The sequence below is a fragment of the Pseudomonas sp. LS2P72 genome (assembly GCF_054897865.1).
On the sequence record NZ_CM142708.1, the window covers coordinates 634,679 to 651,612 of the forward strand.

The window sequence follows — 16,934 nt, forward strand, 5'->3', positions numbered from 1 at the left end:
GCACCCGTCGTTTACCGATCAGCGTTGCGCTGCGGGTACACCTTGCAGCTCAGCTTCAGCCTTGGTGGCGGCGGCTGGCGGATTGGCTGGCCAGGCTTTCAGGTCCAGGTCCAGGTCCGGGAATTTGCTCGAATCGAACACGGGCGTCTTGATGCCGGCCGCGCGCTGGTCATCGTAGTCACGCAGGATACGCATGCCGACTTTGAACAGCAGGAACAGCGCGATCAGGTTCACGAATGCCAGCATCGTCATGGTGATGTCGGCGAAGGCGAACACGGTACCCAGGTTCTCGATAGCGCCCCAGAAAATCAACACCAGTACCAGCGCGCGGTAGCCGATCAGCGCCTTGCGGTTTTCACCGATCAGGAAGCGCAGGTTGCTCTCGCCCAGGTAGTAGTTGTAGAGGATCGAGGTGAACACGAACAACGACAGGGCCACGGAGATGAAACTCCGGCCCCAGTCACCCACCACGGCGGCCAGGGAGTTCTGGGTCAGGGCAATGCCGTCGCCTTCGAAGCCCGGGGTGTAGAAGCCCGAGAGCAGGATCAGCAACGCGGTGCAGGTGCAGATCACGAAAGTGTCGAGGAACACGCTGAACGCCTGAACCACACCTTGTGACACCGGGTGCTCGACCGACGCGACTGCGGCCACGTTCGGCGCACTGCCCAGGCCTGCTTCGTTGGCGAACACGCCGCGCTTCACGCCCATGACAATGGCGCTGCCGATCAGGCCGCCGAAGGCCTGGTCGAGACCGAAGGCGCTTTTGACGATGGTCATCAGCATTGCCGGAACGTGGTCGAATTGCAGCACGATCACGTAGATGGTCACGCCGATGTACACCAGGGTTTTCACCGGCACCAACAGGTCAGCGACCTTGGCGATACGCTTGATCCCACCGATGAACACCAGACCCAGCAACACTGCCAGCGCCAGGCCGGTATAAGTGGTGTCGAGGCCAAACGCGTTGTTCAGCGAGTGGGTCACGGCGTGGGATTGCAGACCGTTGAAGGCGAAGCCGAAGGTGATCAGCAGCAGGAACGCCATGATCATGCCCAGCCAGCGTTTCTGCAGGCCATGCTGGATGTAATAGGACGGGCCGCCACGGTATGTGCCGTCGGAGTCGCAGCGCTTGTAGAGCTGGCCGAGGGAACATTCGAAGAAGCTGCTGGACATGCCGACCAGCGCGGTCACCCACATCCAGAACACCGCACCCGGGCCACCCAGGGTTACGGCGATACCGACACCGGCGATGTTACCCGCACCGACGCGGCCGGCGAGGCTGAGCATCAGGGCCTGGAACGAACTGAGTTGGCCGGCGCTGCTTTTCAGGCTGTCGCGGAACACCGCGAACATGTGGAAGAAGTGGCGCAATTGAACGAAACGCGAGCGGATCGTGAAGTAGCTACCGAGCCCGACAATGAGCACGATCAGTACTTTCCCTGAGAGGAAGTCGTTAATGACTTCGAGCATGGATTTTTCCTCGCTATTTTTTGTGTAGGCAAATGCTGGAGGGTCAGAAACATCGCGTTACACCGGCTTGTGCGTGGCACAACAGGTGAGGCGAAGATTCGTCCCGGTTCCATATCGCGGGTTGTTATTAGTTCGGGTTTCGCATGGGTTTGGGCCTCGTTACCGACGACCGCTCACGCGAAGAGGGGCGGCACTATACCTATGAGTGTGCCGTCCGTCTGCACGATTGTGGTGCAAGCATCGAAACGAGGTCCCTTTCTCTTGTAGGAGCATGGCTTGCCAGCGATGGCGATCTTGAGGGCGCCATCGCCGGCAAGCCGTGCTCCTACAGAAGTCGAGCCAGGCATGACCTATACGGTCGGGCCTGCAAATAATTAAAAAAAAGGGCTTGGGGAATAAATCCCCAAGCCCTCAAAAGGTGAGAGGTGTCTAGTCCCTCGACCTGGTGAGCGGTGCTACAAGTAACGCGTCGGATCAGGCTTTAAGCGGAACCAGACGCGGAGCAATCATGTTTTCCGGGCGCAGGATGTCGGCGAGCATTTCGTCGTCGAGCAAGCCTTCTTCGCGCACCAGTTCCAGCACGCCGCGGCCGCTTTCGAGGGCGATACGCGCGATGCGGGTGGCGTTTTCATAGCCGATGTACGGGTTCAGCGCGGTGACCAGACCGATCGAGTGCTCGACCAGTTCGCGGCAGCGCTCTTCGTTGGCGGTGATGCCGACGATGCAGTGCTCGCGCAGCATGTCCATGGCGCGTTGCAGCAGGCGGATCGAGTCGAAGATCTTGAACGCGATCAGCGGCTCCATCACGTTCAGTTGCAACTGGCCGCCTTCGGCCGCGATGGTCAGGGCCAGGTCGTTGCCGATGATCTGGAACGCCACCTGGTTAACCGCTTCCGGGATAACCGGGTTGACCTTGCCGGGCATGATCGAGCTGCCTGGCTGACGCGCTGGCAGGTTGATTTCGTTGATGCCGGTGCGTGGGCCGCTGGACAGCAGACGCAGGTCGTTGCAAATCTTCGACAGCTTGACCGCGGTGCGCTTGAGCATGCCGGAGAACAGTACGAAGGCGCCCATGTCGGAGGTGGCTTCGATCAGGTCGGCGGCTGGAACCAGCGGTTGACCGCTGATCAGCGCCAGACGCTGAACGGCCAGGAGCTGGTAACGCGGGTCGGCGTTGATGCCGGTACCGATCGCGGTGCCGCCCAGGTTCACTTCGGTCAGCAGTTCAGGTGCCAGTGTTTTCAGACGTGCCAGGTCTTCGCCCAATGTGGTGGCGAAGGCACGGAATTCCTGGCCGAGGGTCATCGGCACGGCGTCTTGCAGCTGGGTACGGCCCATCTTCAATACGTGGCTGAACTCGACGCCCTTGGCAGCGAACGCCTGAATCAGGCTGTCGAGGCTGGCCAGCAGCGCGTCGTGACCCAGCAGCAGACCCAGACGGATCGCGGTCGGGTAGGCGTCGTTGGTCGACTGCGCCATGTTCACGTCGTTGTTCGGGTGCAGGTATTGGTATTCGCCCTTCTGGTGACCCATGGCCTCCAGCGCGATGTTGGCGATGACTTCGTTGGCATTCATGTTGGTTGAAGTGCCAGCGCCGCCTTGAATCATGTCCACCACGAACTCTTCGTGGAAATCGCCGCGGATCAAACGTGCACAGGCTTCGCTGATGGCGGCGTGCTTGGCTTCGCTCAGGTGACCCAGCTCGCGGTTGGCGTCAGCGGCGGCTTGTTTAACCATCGCCAGGCCGACAACCAGCTTCGGGTAATGCGAAATCGGAACGCCGGAGAGGCGGAAGTTGTTCACCGCTCGCAGGGTCTGGATGCCGTAATACGCTTGAGCAGGTACTTCGAGTACGCCAAGCAGGTCTTTTTCTGTGCGGAAAGATGCAGCGGAGGACATGATAGAAATCATCTCGATATGGACCCGGTCTGTGCCGGAACACTGCAAATGCTAGGCGTGTGGAGAATTTTGGGCCAATGCTGTTAAACACTAGCCTATGCACATTCGGCATAATGCCCGTGTGACGCCGCGCGTGCGGCGAGCGTGTGACCTAAATTGGTGCGTGTCCGGGAGGCCCTGATGAACCTTGAAAGTAAATGGCTGGAGGACTTTAGTGCTCTGGCCGCCACCCGCAGCTTCTCCCAGGCTGCCGAACGACGCTTCGTGACTCAGCCGGCATTCAGTCGACGGATCCGCAGCCTTGAAGCCGCGCTGGGGCTGACTTTGGTCAATCGCTCGCGCACGCCGATCGAGCTGACGGCGGCGGGGCAACTGTTTCTGGTCACCGCGCGGACGGTGGTCGAGCAGCTCGGCGAAGTGTTGCGTCACCTTCATCACCTGGAAGGCGGGCAGGGCGAGGTAATGCAAGTCGCCGCCGCTCACTCCCTGGCGCTGGGTTTCTTCCCGCGCTGGATCGCGCAGTTGCGTAATGAGGGCCTGAACATCGCGACGCGCCTGGTGGCAACCAACGTTGGTGATGCCGTGCACGCGCTGCGCGAAGGCGGTTGCGATCTGATGCTGGCGTTCTACGACCCGGATGCCGCGATGCAGATGGACCCGGAAATCTTCCCGTCGCTGCACCTTGGCGACACCGAAATGCTCCCGGTCTGTGCAGCTGATGCCGAGGGCAAGCCGCTGTTCGATCTGGAAGGCGAAGGCAGTGTGCCGTTGCTCGCGTACAGCGCCGGGGCATTTCTCGGGCGCTCGGTGAACATGCTGCTGCGCCAGCGTGCGTTGCGCTTCACCACTATCTATGAGACGGCGATGGCCGACAGCCTTAAAAGCATGGCGCTGGAAGGATTGGGCATTGCCTGGGTGCCGCGGCTCAGCGTGCGCGCCGAACTGGCGCGTGGTGAACTGGTGGTTTGCGGTGGCCCGCAATGGCATGTGCCGCTGGAGATTCGCCTGTACCGCTGCGCTTTGGTGCGCAAGGCGAATGTGCGGTTGCTGTGGCGCAAGCTCGAGGGCGGCGCAGCGAGCGGGAATCAGTAACCTGGTGAAGGCAGAGGCATGCTTTTTTGCGCCCCTGCCCATATCAGAGTTGGAGCATCAAGCTCTGCGAGTCAGATGATCTCTTATGTTTTGTCGGTTGGTCGGGCTGAAGTTATAGCAAATAGATCGGAGTGCATTTCGCTGTGGTGTCATATACGTTTCGCACCACCAGCCATTGTATTGAACCTCCGAGTCTTCATGTTTGGCACCTAATAAATGGCCGATCTCATGACCCACTGTTATGAAGCTGGTCGTTGATGCTATTGCAAAGGTGCCGTCCTGAAATGGGGGCCAGAGAAGTGCAGCACCTCCAGCCTTGTCATTCAAATGATCTTTAGTGACCAAAATAACCTTGGTCAAGGAGTTTGGCTGGAAACCTTCTTTTCTAGCTTCGTCCAGAAATTTATAACCCAGGACCTCCCAGCGCCTCAGGGTCTGCAACTCGTCATCACCCTTGTAATTGAAGTTGCTGTAGGGCGAGCCGCCAACAAAGACAATGTTGACCTTCAGGTCAGTGAAGCTTTCCAGCTCTTTTACAAAAGGGTGGAAATGATCGGCATAAATCGTCTCTTTCGTTGAAGCGGGTACGTCTTCGTGAATCATAGCGAAAATCGTAAGATTTATTTGTGACCGCTTGGTAGTTGGAGTCATCCTTGAATCCTTATTAATAAACGTCTCGGCTCTGATTAGGTTCGAGCGGTTTTTTGCTGTGTTTGTTAGTTGTATTGGTTAGTGGTAGCGATAGTTAAACTAACTAGAGGGTGGCGCTTTTGCGAGTTAATCTATATGTCACTTTATTGCAATAGGACTAGTCGCTATCAATAACCTTAGTTGTAATTCATGGAATAAATGTTGTGCGTTGGGGTATCTTAACAAGCCTATGGGGGCAGGCTGAATCGACTGACTTTTGAGTCAATAAACTTGCCGCATTGCATCAATTGACAGATGGTCGCTATGGGGGCTGTTTATCTGCTTCATTGAGGTATACTGCGCGGCCTTCGGCCGGTTCGTCCGGCCATAATTCGTACAATCAAGCCACGCATTTTGCGTGGTTTGTTGTTTTTTGACGCGCCTGCGGGCGCCCAGAGAGAAGAGGCACGACGATGAGTGCACTGGTTGGCGTGATCATGGGCTCCAAGTCCGATTGGTCCACCCTTAGCCACACCGCCGATATGCTGGAAAAGCTCGGCATTCCTTACGAGGTGAAAGTGGTTTCTGCCCACCGCACCCCGGACCTGCTCTTCCAGTACGCCGAAGAGGCTGAGGCGCGTGGCATCGAGGTGATTATCGCCGGTGCCGGCGGCGCGGCTCACTTGCCAGGCATGTGTGCGGCCAAAACCCACCTGCCGGTGCTGGGCGTGCCGGTGCAATCGTCGATGCTCTCGGGCGTCGATTCGCTGCTGTCTATCGTGCAGATGCCCGCGGGCATTCCGGTCGCCACCCTGGCCATCGGCAAGGCTGGCGCGATCAACGCAGCGCTGCTCTCGGCGAGCATCCTCGGCGCCAAGCGCCCGCAGTTCCATGCGGTGCTGAAAAAATTCCGCGCTGAGCAGACAGACAGCGTCCTGGAAAATCCAGACCCACGCATCGCCTGAGGTTGTTGACGATGAAGATCGGTGTAATCGGTGGCGGCCAGTTGGGTCGCATGTTGGCGCTGGCGGGCACTCCGCTGGGCATGAACTTCGCTTTCCTGGACCCCGCGCCGGATGCTTGCGCAGCCGCGTTGGGCGAACACCTGCGGGCCGATTACGGCGATCAGGATCACCTGCGTCAGCTGGCCGATGAAGTCGATCTGGTGACTTTCGAGTTCGAAAGCGTTCCGGCCGAAACCGTCGCTTTCCTGTCGCAATTCGTCCCGGTCTACCCGAGCGCCGAAGCCCTGCGCATCGCCCGTGATCGCTGGTTCGAGAAGAGCATGTTCAAGGACCTGGGGATTCCCACCCCGGCGTTCGCCGACATTCAATCGCAAGCCGATCTGGACGCTGCCGTGGCTTCCATCGGTCTGCCGGCCGTGCTGAAAACCCGCACCCTGGGTTACGACGGCAAGGGCCAGAAGGTCCTGCGCAAGCCTGAAGACGTGGTCGGTACGTTCGCCGAACTGGGCAGCGTGGCCTGCCTGCTGGAAGGTTTCGTGCCGTTCACCGGTGAAGTCTCGTTGATCGCCGTGCGCGCTCGCGATGGTGAGACCAAATTTTATCCGCTGGTTCACAACACCCACGACAGCGGCATCCTCAAGTTGTCCGTGGCCAGCACCGACCACCCGCTGCAAGCCTTGGCGGAAGACTATTCCAGCCGTGTGCTCAAGCAGCTGAATTATGTCGGCGTGATGGCGTTCGAGTTCTTTGAAGTCGACGGTGGCCTCAAGGCCAACGAGATCGCACCGCGTGTGCATAACTCGGGTCATTGGACCACTGAAGGTGCCGAGTGCAGCCAATTCGAAAACCACCTGCGGGCCGTTGCCGGCCTGCCGCTGGGTTCGACGGCCAAGGTCGGCGAGAGCGCGATGCTCAACTTCATCGGTGTTGTACCACCGGTAGAGAAAGTCATCGCGATTGCTGATTGCCACCTGCATCACTATGGCAAGGCGTTCAAGGTCGGCCGCAAGGTCGGTCACGCCAATCTGCGTTGTGCAGACCGTGATACGTTGGCTGCGCAGATCCTCAAGGTCGAAGCGCTCATCGCCGAATAGTTTCATGTGGCGGCGGCGGAACCTTCAGGAGTCGCCGTTCTCTGATGGCAGGATGCCAAAGTCTGACTAGGCTTTGGGCTAGGTGTCTTGTCTCACCAATACTGTTCCTTTTTGACAGCGTCTGTTGCCGTCATGCTGCGTTGCCGCTCCTCGCCATAGCGCGCTATGACTCGTCGCGGCGCCTTGCCTGACGACAACAGCCACTCGTCAAAAGAGGAACGTATTGGTGAGACAGGACACACCAAACCAATCAGAGGGAAATGCCATGGGAATTATCGGAACCATCTTTATCGGCTTGATCGTTGGCCTGCTGGCTCGGTTCTTGAAGCCGGGCGACGACGCCATGGGCTGGATCATGACCATCCTGCTCGGTATCGGCGGTTCGCTGGCGGCCACATACGGCGGCCAGGCCCTGGGCATTTACCGCGCTGGCGAAGGCGCAGGTTTTATCGGTGCGCTGGTGGGCGCGGTGGTATTGCTGGTGATCTACGGCCTGATCAAAAAAAGGACCTGATTGAAGTGACAAAGTCCTCTCTGCGCCATCGCCGGAGAGGGCTAGAATGCTCGGCGTTGCCATCGTCACATTGCCCTATTCTTTGCCGAGCACTTTCATGCGCCGTCTTCTGTTGACTCTTCTCTTCCTGGGCAGTGGTTTGGCCCATGCCGGCGAACTGCCGGAAACCGATTGGCTCGAATTGATGCCAAAGTCGGACCAGAAAGCCCTCGAGGCCATGCCCGAAATCGACCACAACTCGCCCGAAGCCAATGGCACCTTTACCGAAAAGGGTGGCATGAAGCAGAGCAAGGGCTTGCCGGCGGTGATGTATTCGACCAAAACCGTGCCGTCGATGAACGACAAGAACATCCGCATCGGTGGTTATCCGGTGCCGCTGGAATCCGACGCCCAGGGGCGCAGCACGCTGTTCTTCCTCGTGCCGTATCCGGGCGCCTGCATCCACGTGCCGCCGCCACCCCCTAATCAATTGGTGTTGGTGCGTTATCCGAAAGGTTTGAAGCTGAATGACATCTACACGCCGCTGTGGGTGACCGGCACGCTGAAGGTCGAGAAGGTCAACAATGACCTGGCTGATGCGGCGTATGCGCTGGATGCGGCGAAAGTGCGGGTGGTGAAGGAATCAGATCTGTAGGTGATCAAAATGTGGGAGTGAGCCTGCTCGCGATGGCGGTGTAACAGTCAACATTGAAGTTGGATGTTATGGCCCTATCGCGAGCAGGCTCGCTCCCACATTGGGTATCTGGTGTTAGAGGGGTTTGCTGGTGATGCTCACGCCCAGGGTATGACTCGCACCTGGCGCCAGCGTCACCACATCATCCATCACATTCGCCGTTTCAATGCACAACATCCGCTGCCAGCCATCGTCGGCCATGTCGCTGAACGCCGCAGCGCGTTCAATCCACGGATTCCAGATCACCGCCGAGCGTGAACCGCTGCTGGTCAGCTCGATGCGCCGTTCCCAGGCCGGATCGACAATGCTCAGCTTTGCCGGAGTATTGAGATAGATACGATCGGTCTCGCCGGCAAAATGCAGATCGCCGGTCTGAGTGACGGTTTTCCAGTCGTCCAGGGTTTCGATGTAACTCAAGCCATCCAGCCCTTCGACCTGCACTTCGCGTACATCGCTGATCGCGAAATAGCTGTGCAACGCCTGGCTGATGGTGACTTTGTCAGTGCCTTGGTTGTGGCTGGTCAGGTTGATGTGCAGTTGCTCATCCAGACGAATGCTCAGCTTCAAATCCACCTGATGCGGCCAGCCTGGCAAGCCGCCTTCAGGGTAAGGCAGAACAAACTCCACCTTCAGGCTTTCACCTTCGGCTTCGATGCCGCCCAGTTCCCAGTCCATCGCCCTTACCAGCCCGTGGGCGGTCGGCGCTTCGTTGCTGACGCGCATCGCCTGAACGCTCTGCGGGTTGCGCGGCAGATTGCCGAACCACGGCCAGCACACCGGAACCCCAGCGCGGATGCTCTTGCCAGGCTTGAACACTGCCTCGTCGTTGAGCCAGATCAGCGGCGGTTCCCCGGCCACTTGATAACTGAGGATGTGCGCGCCCTGCTGGGCAACCAGCAGTTCGGCCTGACCGTGGCGGATGCGCCAGCAGTTCAGTTCATCCAGTTTCACGGCTTCAACGTTGGGCGTGCTCATGGGGCAACTCTCGATCAGGAACAATGACTGCAATGGACCGCAGAAAGGTCGCAGCGTTTAACGAGCTCTAGGCGGAACCGAACGGGTGCGACCGCTGCCGTCGATGGCAACGAACACAAACACGGCTTCAGTCACTTTACGCCATTCGCTGGACAGCGGATCGTCACTCCAGACTTCGACCATCATCTGAATCGAGCTGCGGCCGATTTCGAGCGCCTGGGTATAGAAGGAGAGCTGAGCGCCCACCGCTACCGGAACCAGAAACGCCATGCGATCGATCGCAACCGTGGCCACGCGGCCACCCGCGACCTTGCTGGCCATTGCGGTGCCGGCCAAATCCATCTGCGACACCAGCCAACCGCCGAAAATATCGCCAAAGCCGTTGGTTTCGCGAGGGAGCGCGGTAATTTGCAGGGCAAGGTCGCCTTGCGGGATTGGATCTTCTTGTTCGAGCTCTATCATGCCGGGGGTGCCTCTGACCCGTGACTCTTCATAGGTGTAGCGGGTGAATAGCCGTCTTGGAAAAACGATTCAGCCCCGAACATACTACGTTCGTCACGTTTTTCGTAAGGCGCCTAAAGGGAAACTCTGCGAAATCGGCTGACGGGTGCCAACGACGTTTTCGCACAGCAACCCCTTACAAGCAGGTGCAGGATTGCGAGTATATCGGTCGGTAGACTCCGAGACGACCGTCCGGTTCTCATTTCGACCGTCAATTACGCACCTCTATGTGCTTTTTCGAACAATTTGTTATCGTGCCGGACCTGCCCAAGCCTCAGCCAGCGTTGTTGGGGTTGCAGATCCGACTATAAGAGAAGCCTTGCCATGACCACAGCGCCTTCGAGCATCGCGCAGCCAACCCAGTCCGCACGTCCGCTGACTCGCAACGACTACAAGACGTTATCGCTGTCTGCCTTGGGCGGCGCGTTGGAGTTTTACGACTTCATCATTTTCGTGTTCTTCGCCACGGTGGTCGGCAAGCTGTTCTTCCCGGCCGACATGCCCGAGTGGCTGCGCTTGATGCAGACCTTCGGGATCTTTGCCGCCGGCTACCTGGCGCGGCCACTGGGCGGCATCGTCATGGCGCACTTCGGCGACCTGCTGGGACGCAAGAAGATGTTCACCCTGAGCATTTTCATGATGGCGGTGCCGACCCTGATCATGGGTTTGCTGCCGACTTACGCGCAGATCGGCATGTGGGCGCCGATCCTGTTGCTGCTGATGCGAGTGATTCAGGGCGCTGCGATTGGCGGTGAAGTGCCGGGCGCGTGGGTATTCGTTTCCGAACACGTGCCGCAGCGGCACATCGGCTACGCCTGCGGCACCCTGACCTGCGGCCTGACGGCCGGTATCCTGCTGGGCTCGCTGGTCGCCACTGCGATCAACAGCATTTACACCCCGGTCGAAGTTTCGGATTACGCCTGGCGGATTCCGTTCCTGTTGGGCGGCGTATTCGGACTGTTCTCGGTTTACCTGCGCCGCTGGTTGCACGAGACGCCGGTATTCGCCGAGCTGCAACTGCGCAAGGCCCTGGCAGAAGAAGTGCCGCTGCGCGCCGTGTTGCGCGACCATCGCGGAGCGATCCTGATTTCCATGCTGCTGACCTGGCTGCTGTCCGCCGGCATCATCGTGATCATCCTGATGACCCCGACCGTGCTGCAGACTGTCTACCACTTCTCGCCAACCACCGCGTTGCAAGCCAACAGCCTGGCGATCGTGTTCCTGAGTCTGGGCTGCGTGGCGTCCGGTGCCTTGGCTGACCGCTTCGGTGCGGGTCGTGTCTTCGTGTTCGGCAGTGCCGCGTTGCTGATCAGTTCGTGGACCTTCTACCACAGCCTGTTCAACCACCCGGACTGGCTGTTCCCGATGTACGCCTTGACCGGCTTGCTGGTTGGCACCATCGGGGCAGTGCCGTATGTGATGGTCAAAGCCTTCCCGGCGGTGGTGCGCTTCAGCGGGCTGTCGTTCTCCTACAACCTGGCCTACGCCATCTTCGGCGGCCTGACCCCGATGGTTGTCACCCTGCTGCTGAAGGAAAGCCCGATGGGGCCGGCCTATTACGTAGCGATCATTTGCGGTGTCGGGATTCTGGTGGGCGCGTACCTCTGGAAGAAGGGTCGCTAGACTGGCCCTTTGTATCGACTGCACTGGCCCCATCGCGAGCAGGCTCGCTCCCACATTGGTTCTGTGTTCACCGCAGATCCGCTGTGGGAGCGAGCCTGCTCGCGATGAAGGCGACGCGAATCATCCTGTAAAAACCCGAATGCTGGCCTTTCATCTAATTGTCATATTTCAGCCATAGAGTGTTCACACGGCCTGCTGATACTTGGCCCCGACTTAACACACCTATCTGCTAGGAGTAAGGCATGAAACTGAAGCGTTTGATGGCGGCAATGACTTTTGTCGCTGCTGGCGTTGCGACTGCCAACGCGGTTGCCGCTGTTGACCCTGCTATCCCGAGCTACACCAAGACCACTGGTGTGTCGGGCAACCTGTCCAGCGTCGGCTCCGATACCCTGGCCAACCTCATGACCCTGTGGGCCGAGAACTACAAAAAAGAATACCCGAACGTAAACATCCAGATTCAGGCTGCCGGTTCTTCTACCGCGCCACCTGCGCTGACTGAAGGCACCGCTAACCTGGGCCCGATGAGCCGCAAGATGAAGGACAACGAGCTGCAAGCCTTCGAAACCAAATACGGCTACAAGCCAACCGCTATCCCGGTCGCCGTGGATGCCCTGGCTGTGTTTGTACACAAAGACAACCCGATCCAGCACCTGACTATGGAACAAGTCGACGCGATCTTCTCCTCGACTCGTCTGTGCGGCGCCAAAGCTGACGTGAAAACCTGGGGCGACCTGGGTGTGACCGGCGACCTGGCCAACAAGCCAGTGCAACTGTTCGGTCGTAACTCGGTATCCGGCACTTATGGCTACTTCAAAGAAGAAGCCCTGTGCAAAGGCGACTACAAGCCAAACGTCAACGAACAACCAGGCTCGGCTTCGGTCGTGCAATCGATCAGCTCCTCGCTGAACGGCGTTGGTTACTCGGGCATTGGCTACAAAACCGCTAGCGTGAAAACGGTAGCTCTGGCCAAGAAAGGCAGCACCGAGTTCGTCGAAGACACCGAAGAAAACGCCCTGAACGGCAAGTACCCGCTGTCGCGCTTCCTCTACGTTTACGTCAACAAAGCCCCGAACAAGCCTCTGGCCCCGCTGGAAGCCGAGTTCGTGAAACTGATCCTGTCCAAACAGGGTCAGGAAGTTGTGGTGAAAGACGGCTACATCCCGCTGCCAGCCAAGGTTGCTGCAAAAGCACTGGCTGACCTGGGTCTGCAAGAAGGTAGCAACGTAGCAAAAAAGTAAAACCGTAGGAGCCGAGCTTGCTCGCGATGGGGGCGCCGCGTTTCACCTTTGAAACCGTGGCGCTACCATCGCGGGCAAGCCTCGCTCCTACAACGGCTCAGGGTTACCACGCAGGTAACCCGGCCTCCCCAAATTTTCGGTCCACTGCCAGTTTCCACGGGCGGCGGATTTGTTGCGTCACTGCATTGTCATCTTTCTGTCATACAGGATCGCTAGGGTGTGCGCATGAATGATCTGGCCAATTCCACCATGACTAATAATCCCCCCAAGCGAATTGACTTCAATACGCCTGAGCTGCAACGCAAGCGCCGCATCCGCGCGCTCAAAGATCGCCTGACCCGCTGGTACGTCCTTGTGGGCGGCCTCGCCGTCCTCGGCGCGATCACGTTGATCTTCTTCTTCCTCGCCTACATCGTCTTGCCCCTGTTTCAGGGCGCCGACCTGACCGCCAAGGACGCCATCACACCCTCCTGGATGCAAGACGCCGGCAAGCCGTTGATGATCTCTCTCGAAGAGCAGAACCAGGTTGCCATGCGGGTTTCCGACAAGGGCCAGGCGTTGTTCTTCGATATCGACAGTGGCGCCGAACTCAAACGCGTCGATCTGAAGATTCCGGTCGGCGTCAGCGTGACTTCTATCGGCGAAGACCAGCCAGGCCATCCATTGGTAGCGGTGGGCCTGTCCAACGGTCAGGCACTGGTGTTCCGTCATACCTATAAAGTCAGCTACCCGGACGGCAAGAAGACCATTACGCCAGCTGTCGAGTATCCGTATGGCGAAACGCCGATCGCTCTGAACGAGACGGGCGGCGCGCTGGAGCACGTCAGCCTTAACGCGACCGATTCGACCCTGATGCTGGTCGGTTCCAGCGGTTCGCAACTCAATGTTTTGTCGCTGACCAGCGAAGAAAACATGATGACCGGTGAGATCACCAACGAGCAGAAGCGCATCGATCTGCCGCAGATGACCGAGCCGGTGAGGAACATCTTCGTCGACCCGCGTCAGCAATGGCTGTACGTGATTAACGGTCGTGCCCAGGCCGACGTGTTCAGTCTGCGCGACAAGAGCCTCAACGGTCGCTACAAACTTCTTGAAAACGGCGATGCCGAGATTACTGCCAGCACCCAGCTGGTGGGCGGCATCTCGCTGATCCTCGGTGACTCCAAAGGTGGTCTGGCCCAGTGGTTCATGGCGCGCGATCCCGATGGCGAACAGCGCCTGAAGCAGATTCGTACCTTCCAGATGGGCACCGCGCCGATTGTTGAGATCAGCGCCGAAGAACGTCGCAAAGGCTTCCTTGCCCTCGATGCGTCCGGCAAGCTCGGCGTCTTCCACAGTACCGCTCACCGCACGTTGCTGGTCGATCAGGTGGTGGAAGGCCAAGGCATTTTCGGTCTGTCGCCGCGTGCCAACCGCATCATCGTCGAGGCCAACGGTAAGGTTCAGCCACTGTTGCTGGAGAACCCGCACCCGGAAGTATCGTGGAGCGCGTTGTGGAGCAAGGTCTGGTACGAGAACTACGACGAGCCTAAATACGTCTGGCAATCGACCGCGGCCAACACCGACTTCGAACCGAAAATGAGCTTGTCTCCGCTGACCTTCGGTACCTTGAAGGCCGCGTTCTACGCCATGCTGTTGGCCGCGCCGCTGGCCGTCGCTGCAGCGATCTACACCGCCTACTTCATGGCCCCAAGCTTGCGCCGCAAGGTCAAGCCGGTGATCGAGCTGATGGAAGCGATGCCGACGGTGATCCTCGGCTTCTTCGCCGGCTTGTTCCTGGCACCGTATGTGGAAGGGCATTTGCCGGGGATTTTCAGCCTGCTGCTGTTGATGCCGATCGGCATCCTGGTCGCCGGTTTCACCTTCAGTCGCCTGCCTGAATCGATCCGCCTGAAAGTGCCGGAAGGCTGGGAAAGCGCGATCCTGATCCCGGTGATCCTGTTCGTGGGCTGGCTGTCGCTGTACATGAGCCCGTACATGGAAACCTGGTTCTTCGGCGGCGACATGCGCATGTGGATCTCCCACGACCTGGGCATCACCTACGACCAGCGCAACGCTCTGGTGGTCGGTCTGGCCATGGGCTTCGCGGTGATCCCGAACATCTACTCTATCGCCGAAGACGCCGTGTTCAGCGTGCCACGTGGCTTGACCCTCGGCTCCCTGGCCCTCGGTGCCACGCCATGGCAGACCATGACTCGCGTGGTGATCCTCACCGCCAGCCCGGGCATTTTCTCGGCGCTGATGATCGGCATGGGCCGCGCGGTCGGTGAAACCATGATCGTGCTGATGGCTACCGGTAACACCCCGGTCATGGAAATGAACCTGTTCGAAGGCCTGCGCACCCTGGCCGCCAACGTTGCGGTGGAAATGCCCGAATCGGAAGTCGGCGGCAGCCACTACCGCGTGCTGTTCCTCTCGGCGCTGGTGCTGCTGTTGTTCACCTTCGTCATGAACACCCTCGCGGAACTGATTCGTCAGCGTCTGCGCAAGAAATACTCGTCGCTTTAAGAAAGGTAGAAGTCTGTGAAACAGAACTCCCTGAAAGGATGGTTCAAGAGCGGCGCCCCCGGCGTCTGGATCAGCGGTGGCGCGGTGTCCATCGCGGTCATCATGACCATTGGCTTGCTGGCAGTGATCGCCGTGCGCGGTCTGGGCCACTTCTGGCCGGCGGACCTGGTGCACGCCAGTTACGACGTGCCAGGCCAAGCCAATCACCTGGTCATCGGTGAAGTGGTGCAGAAAGAAGAAGTGCCGCGCGAGCGCCTGAAAAGCGCTGGCTTGCCGGTGCCCGATCAGGGCCCGGAGTTTATGACCCGCGAGCTGATCAAGGTCGGCAACCGTGATTTGAACGGCAACGACTTCACCTGGATCGTCGGCGAGTGGCTGACTAACCAGAAGACGCCGCCAGAGCTGATGGCCATCGAGCGTCGTGAGTGGGGCAACTTCTACGGCTACCTGGTCAACGTCAAACAGGACGGCAAGATCATCGCCGAAGGTGAAGCCGCCTGGCCTGAGTTGCAGGCGCGTGTGGAACGCGTCAACAAGCTCGCCGCGCAGCTCAAGACCCTTGAAAAGGTCGACATCGGCGCGATCAACGCAGGGCTGGAGCGTGTGCGTCTGCACGGCCGCAAACTGGAGTTGGCAGGCAAGCTCGACGCTGCTGCACAAGCGGACATGGAATCCGAGCGCGCTGAGCTCAATGCGCGCTATCAGGACATCGAAGCACGCCTGAACGACCTGCACGCCCAATTCAACCGCGACAGCCTCACGGCCCGCGATGCGAACGGCAAAGAAATCGAAATCAGCATCGGTAAAGTGGTACACGCCTACCAGCCGAACGCGATGGGCACCGTTACCAAGATCAGCTTCTACTTCAGCAAGGTGTGGGAATTCCTCAGTGATGACCCGCGTGAAGCGAACACCGAAGGCGGGATCTTCCCGGCGATTTTCGGCACCGTGATGATGACGTTGATCATGGCGATGATCGTGACCCCGTTCGGGGTGCTGGCGGCGGTTTACCTGCGTGAATACGCCAAGCAGAACACGCTTACGCGGATTATCCGCATCGCCGTGAACAACCTGGCCGGTGTTCCAGCCATCGTTTACGGCGTGTTCGGCCTGGGCTTCTTCGTCTACGTATTGGGCGGCTCGGTTGACCGGTTGTTCTTCCCTGAAGCACTGCCGGCACCGACATTCGGTACGCCGGGTCTGCTCTGGGCCTCGCTGACCCTGGCGCTGCTGGCGGTACCGGTGGTGATCGTGGCCACGGAAGAAGGCCTGGCGCGGATTCCTCGCACCGTGCGCGAAGGCTCGTTGGCCCTCGGCGCAACCAAGGCTGAAACCTTGTGGAAGATCGTGTTGCCGATGGCCAGCCCGGCGATGATGACCGGCATGATCCTCGCCGTAGCTCGCGCTGCCGGTGAAGTGGCGCCGCTGATGCTGGTAGGTGTGGTGAAACTGGCGCCGTCGCTGCCGCTGGACGGCAACTACCCGTACCTTCACCTGGACCAGAAGATCATGCACCTGGGCTTCCACATCTATGACGTCGGCTTCCAGAGCCCGAACGTCGAAGCCGCTCGACCGCTGGTGTACGCCACGGCGCTGCTGCTGGTGCTGGTGATCGCCACGCTTAACCTGTCGGCCGTCTATATCCGTAACCATCTGCGCGAAAAATACAAAGCGCTGGATAGCTAATACCGCCGCTCCCTGTAGGAGCACAGCTTGCTGGCGATGGCGATCTTGAAGACGCCATCGCGG

The 16,934-nt window shown here is 59.1% G+C and carries 14 protein-coding genes; 9 read left to right on the forward strand and 5 right to left on the reverse strand.

The window, feature by feature from the left end; genetic code table 11:
* Positions 1-18 precede the first annotated feature (18 nt).
* Together ACYZUA_RS02810 and aspA are read right to left on the reverse strand one after the other, a co-directional pair.
* Complete coding sequence (locus ACYZUA_RS02810; RefSeq protein ID WP_461962002.1) at positions 19-1,470, reverse strand: alanine/glycine:cation symporter family protein; 1,452 nt, start codon at positions 1,468-1,470, stop codon at positions 19-21.
* Positions 1,471-1,944: 474 nt separating this feature from the next.
* Positions 1,945-3,369, reverse strand: a complete 1,425-nt coding sequence (aspA, locus tag ACYZUA_RS02815; RefSeq protein WP_403142790.1) for an aspartate ammonia-lyase — start codon at positions 3,367-3,369, stop codon at positions 1,945-1,947.
* A gap of 180 nt (positions 3,370-3,549) precedes the next feature.
* On the opposite strand from aspA, the gene ACYZUA_RS02820 reads away from it, so the two are divergent.
* A complete protein-coding gene (locus ACYZUA_RS02820; RefSeq protein WP_461962003.1) occupies positions 3,550-4,461 on the forward strand; it encodes a LysR substrate-binding domain-containing protein in 912 nt (303 codons plus the stop codon).
* A gap of 57 nt (positions 4,462-4,518) precedes the next feature.
* Here ACYZUA_RS02820 and ACYZUA_RS02825 read toward each other — a convergent pair whose 3' ends face one another.
* Positions 4,519-5,112, reverse strand: a complete 594-nt coding sequence (locus ACYZUA_RS02825; RefSeq protein WP_461962004.1) for a zinc metalloprotease — start codon at positions 5,110-5,112, stop codon at positions 4,519-4,521.
* A 452-nt stretch (positions 5,113-5,564) separates the two neighbouring features.
* Here ACYZUA_RS02825 and purE point away from each other — a divergent pair, with 452 nt between their 5' ends.
* The 4 genes from purE to ACYZUA_RS02845 all read left to right on the forward strand — a co-directional run bounded on the left by purE (position 5,565) and on the right by ACYZUA_RS02845 (position 8,298).
* Positions 5,565-6,056 carry a 5-(carboxyamino)imidazole ribonucleotide mutase gene (gene purE, locus ACYZUA_RS02830; protein WP_046044990.1) on the forward strand — a complete coding sequence of 164 codons (492 nt, stop codon included), beginning with the start codon at positions 5,565-5,567 and terminating at the stop codon, positions 6,054-6,056.
* Positions 6,057-6,067: 11 nt separating this feature from the next.
* Positions 6,068-7,150, forward strand: coding sequence for a 5-(carboxyamino)imidazole ribonucleotide synthase (locus tag ACYZUA_RS02835; RefSeq protein ID WP_461962005.1), 1,083 nt, complete (start codon positions 6,068-6,070; stop codon positions 7,148-7,150).
* A gap of 265 nt (positions 7,151-7,415) precedes the next feature.
* Positions 7,416-7,664: a GlsB/YeaQ/YmgE family stress response membrane protein gene (locus ACYZUA_RS02840; protein WP_309674137.1), complete on the forward strand. Its 249-nt coding sequence runs from the start codon at positions 7,416-7,418 to the stop codon at positions 7,662-7,664.
* A 97-nt stretch (positions 7,665-7,761) separates the two neighbouring features.
* The gene (locus ACYZUA_RS02845) at positions 7,762-8,298 is read left to right on the forward strand and encodes a DUF3299 domain-containing protein (protein WP_095127250.1); all 537 of its coding nucleotides are present in this window, start codon (positions 7,762-7,764) and stop codon (positions 8,296-8,298) included.
* A 114-nt stretch (positions 8,299-8,412) separates the two neighbouring features.
* Here the strand turns inward: ACYZUA_RS02845 and ACYZUA_RS02850 are convergent, their stop codons facing one another.
* Positions 8,413-9,312 (reverse strand): D-hexose-6-phosphate mutarotase, encoded by a 900-nt coding sequence (locus tag ACYZUA_RS02850; protein ID WP_461962006.1) that lies wholly within the window; start codon positions 9,310-9,312, stop codon positions 8,413-8,415.
* A 57-nt stretch (positions 9,313-9,369) separates the two neighbouring features.
* Positions 9,370-9,774, reverse strand: a complete 405-nt coding sequence (locus ACYZUA_RS02855; protein WP_003177184.1) for an acyl-CoA thioesterase — start codon at positions 9,772-9,774, stop codon at positions 9,370-9,372.
* 363 nt (positions 9,775-10,137) lie between these two features.
* On the opposite strand from ACYZUA_RS02855, the gene ACYZUA_RS02860 reads away from it, so the two are divergent.
* From ACYZUA_RS02860 to pstA, 4 genes are all read left to right on the forward strand, one after another.
* Complete coding sequence (locus ACYZUA_RS02860) at positions 10,138-11,436, forward strand: MFS transporter (RefSeq protein ID WP_461962007.1); 1,299 nt, start codon at positions 10,138-10,140, stop codon at positions 11,434-11,436.
* Positions 11,437-11,678: 242 nt separating this feature from the next.
* A complete protein-coding gene (locus ACYZUA_RS02865; protein ID WP_461962008.1) occupies positions 11,679-12,677 on the forward strand; it encodes a phosphate ABC transporter substrate-binding protein PstS in 999 nt (332 codons plus the stop codon).
* A 225-nt stretch (positions 12,678-12,902) separates the two neighbouring features.
* Complete coding sequence (locus tag ACYZUA_RS02870; protein ID WP_461962009.1) at positions 12,903-15,185, forward strand: ABC transporter permease subunit; 2,283 nt, start codon at positions 12,903-12,905, stop codon at positions 15,183-15,185.
* 15 nt (positions 15,186-15,200) lie between these two features.
* Positions 15,201-16,871, forward strand: coding sequence for a phosphate ABC transporter permease PstA (gene pstA, locus ACYZUA_RS02875; RefSeq protein WP_461962010.1), 1,671 nt, complete (start codon positions 15,201-15,203; stop codon positions 16,869-16,871).
* Positions 16,872-16,934: the final 63 nt, after the last annotated feature.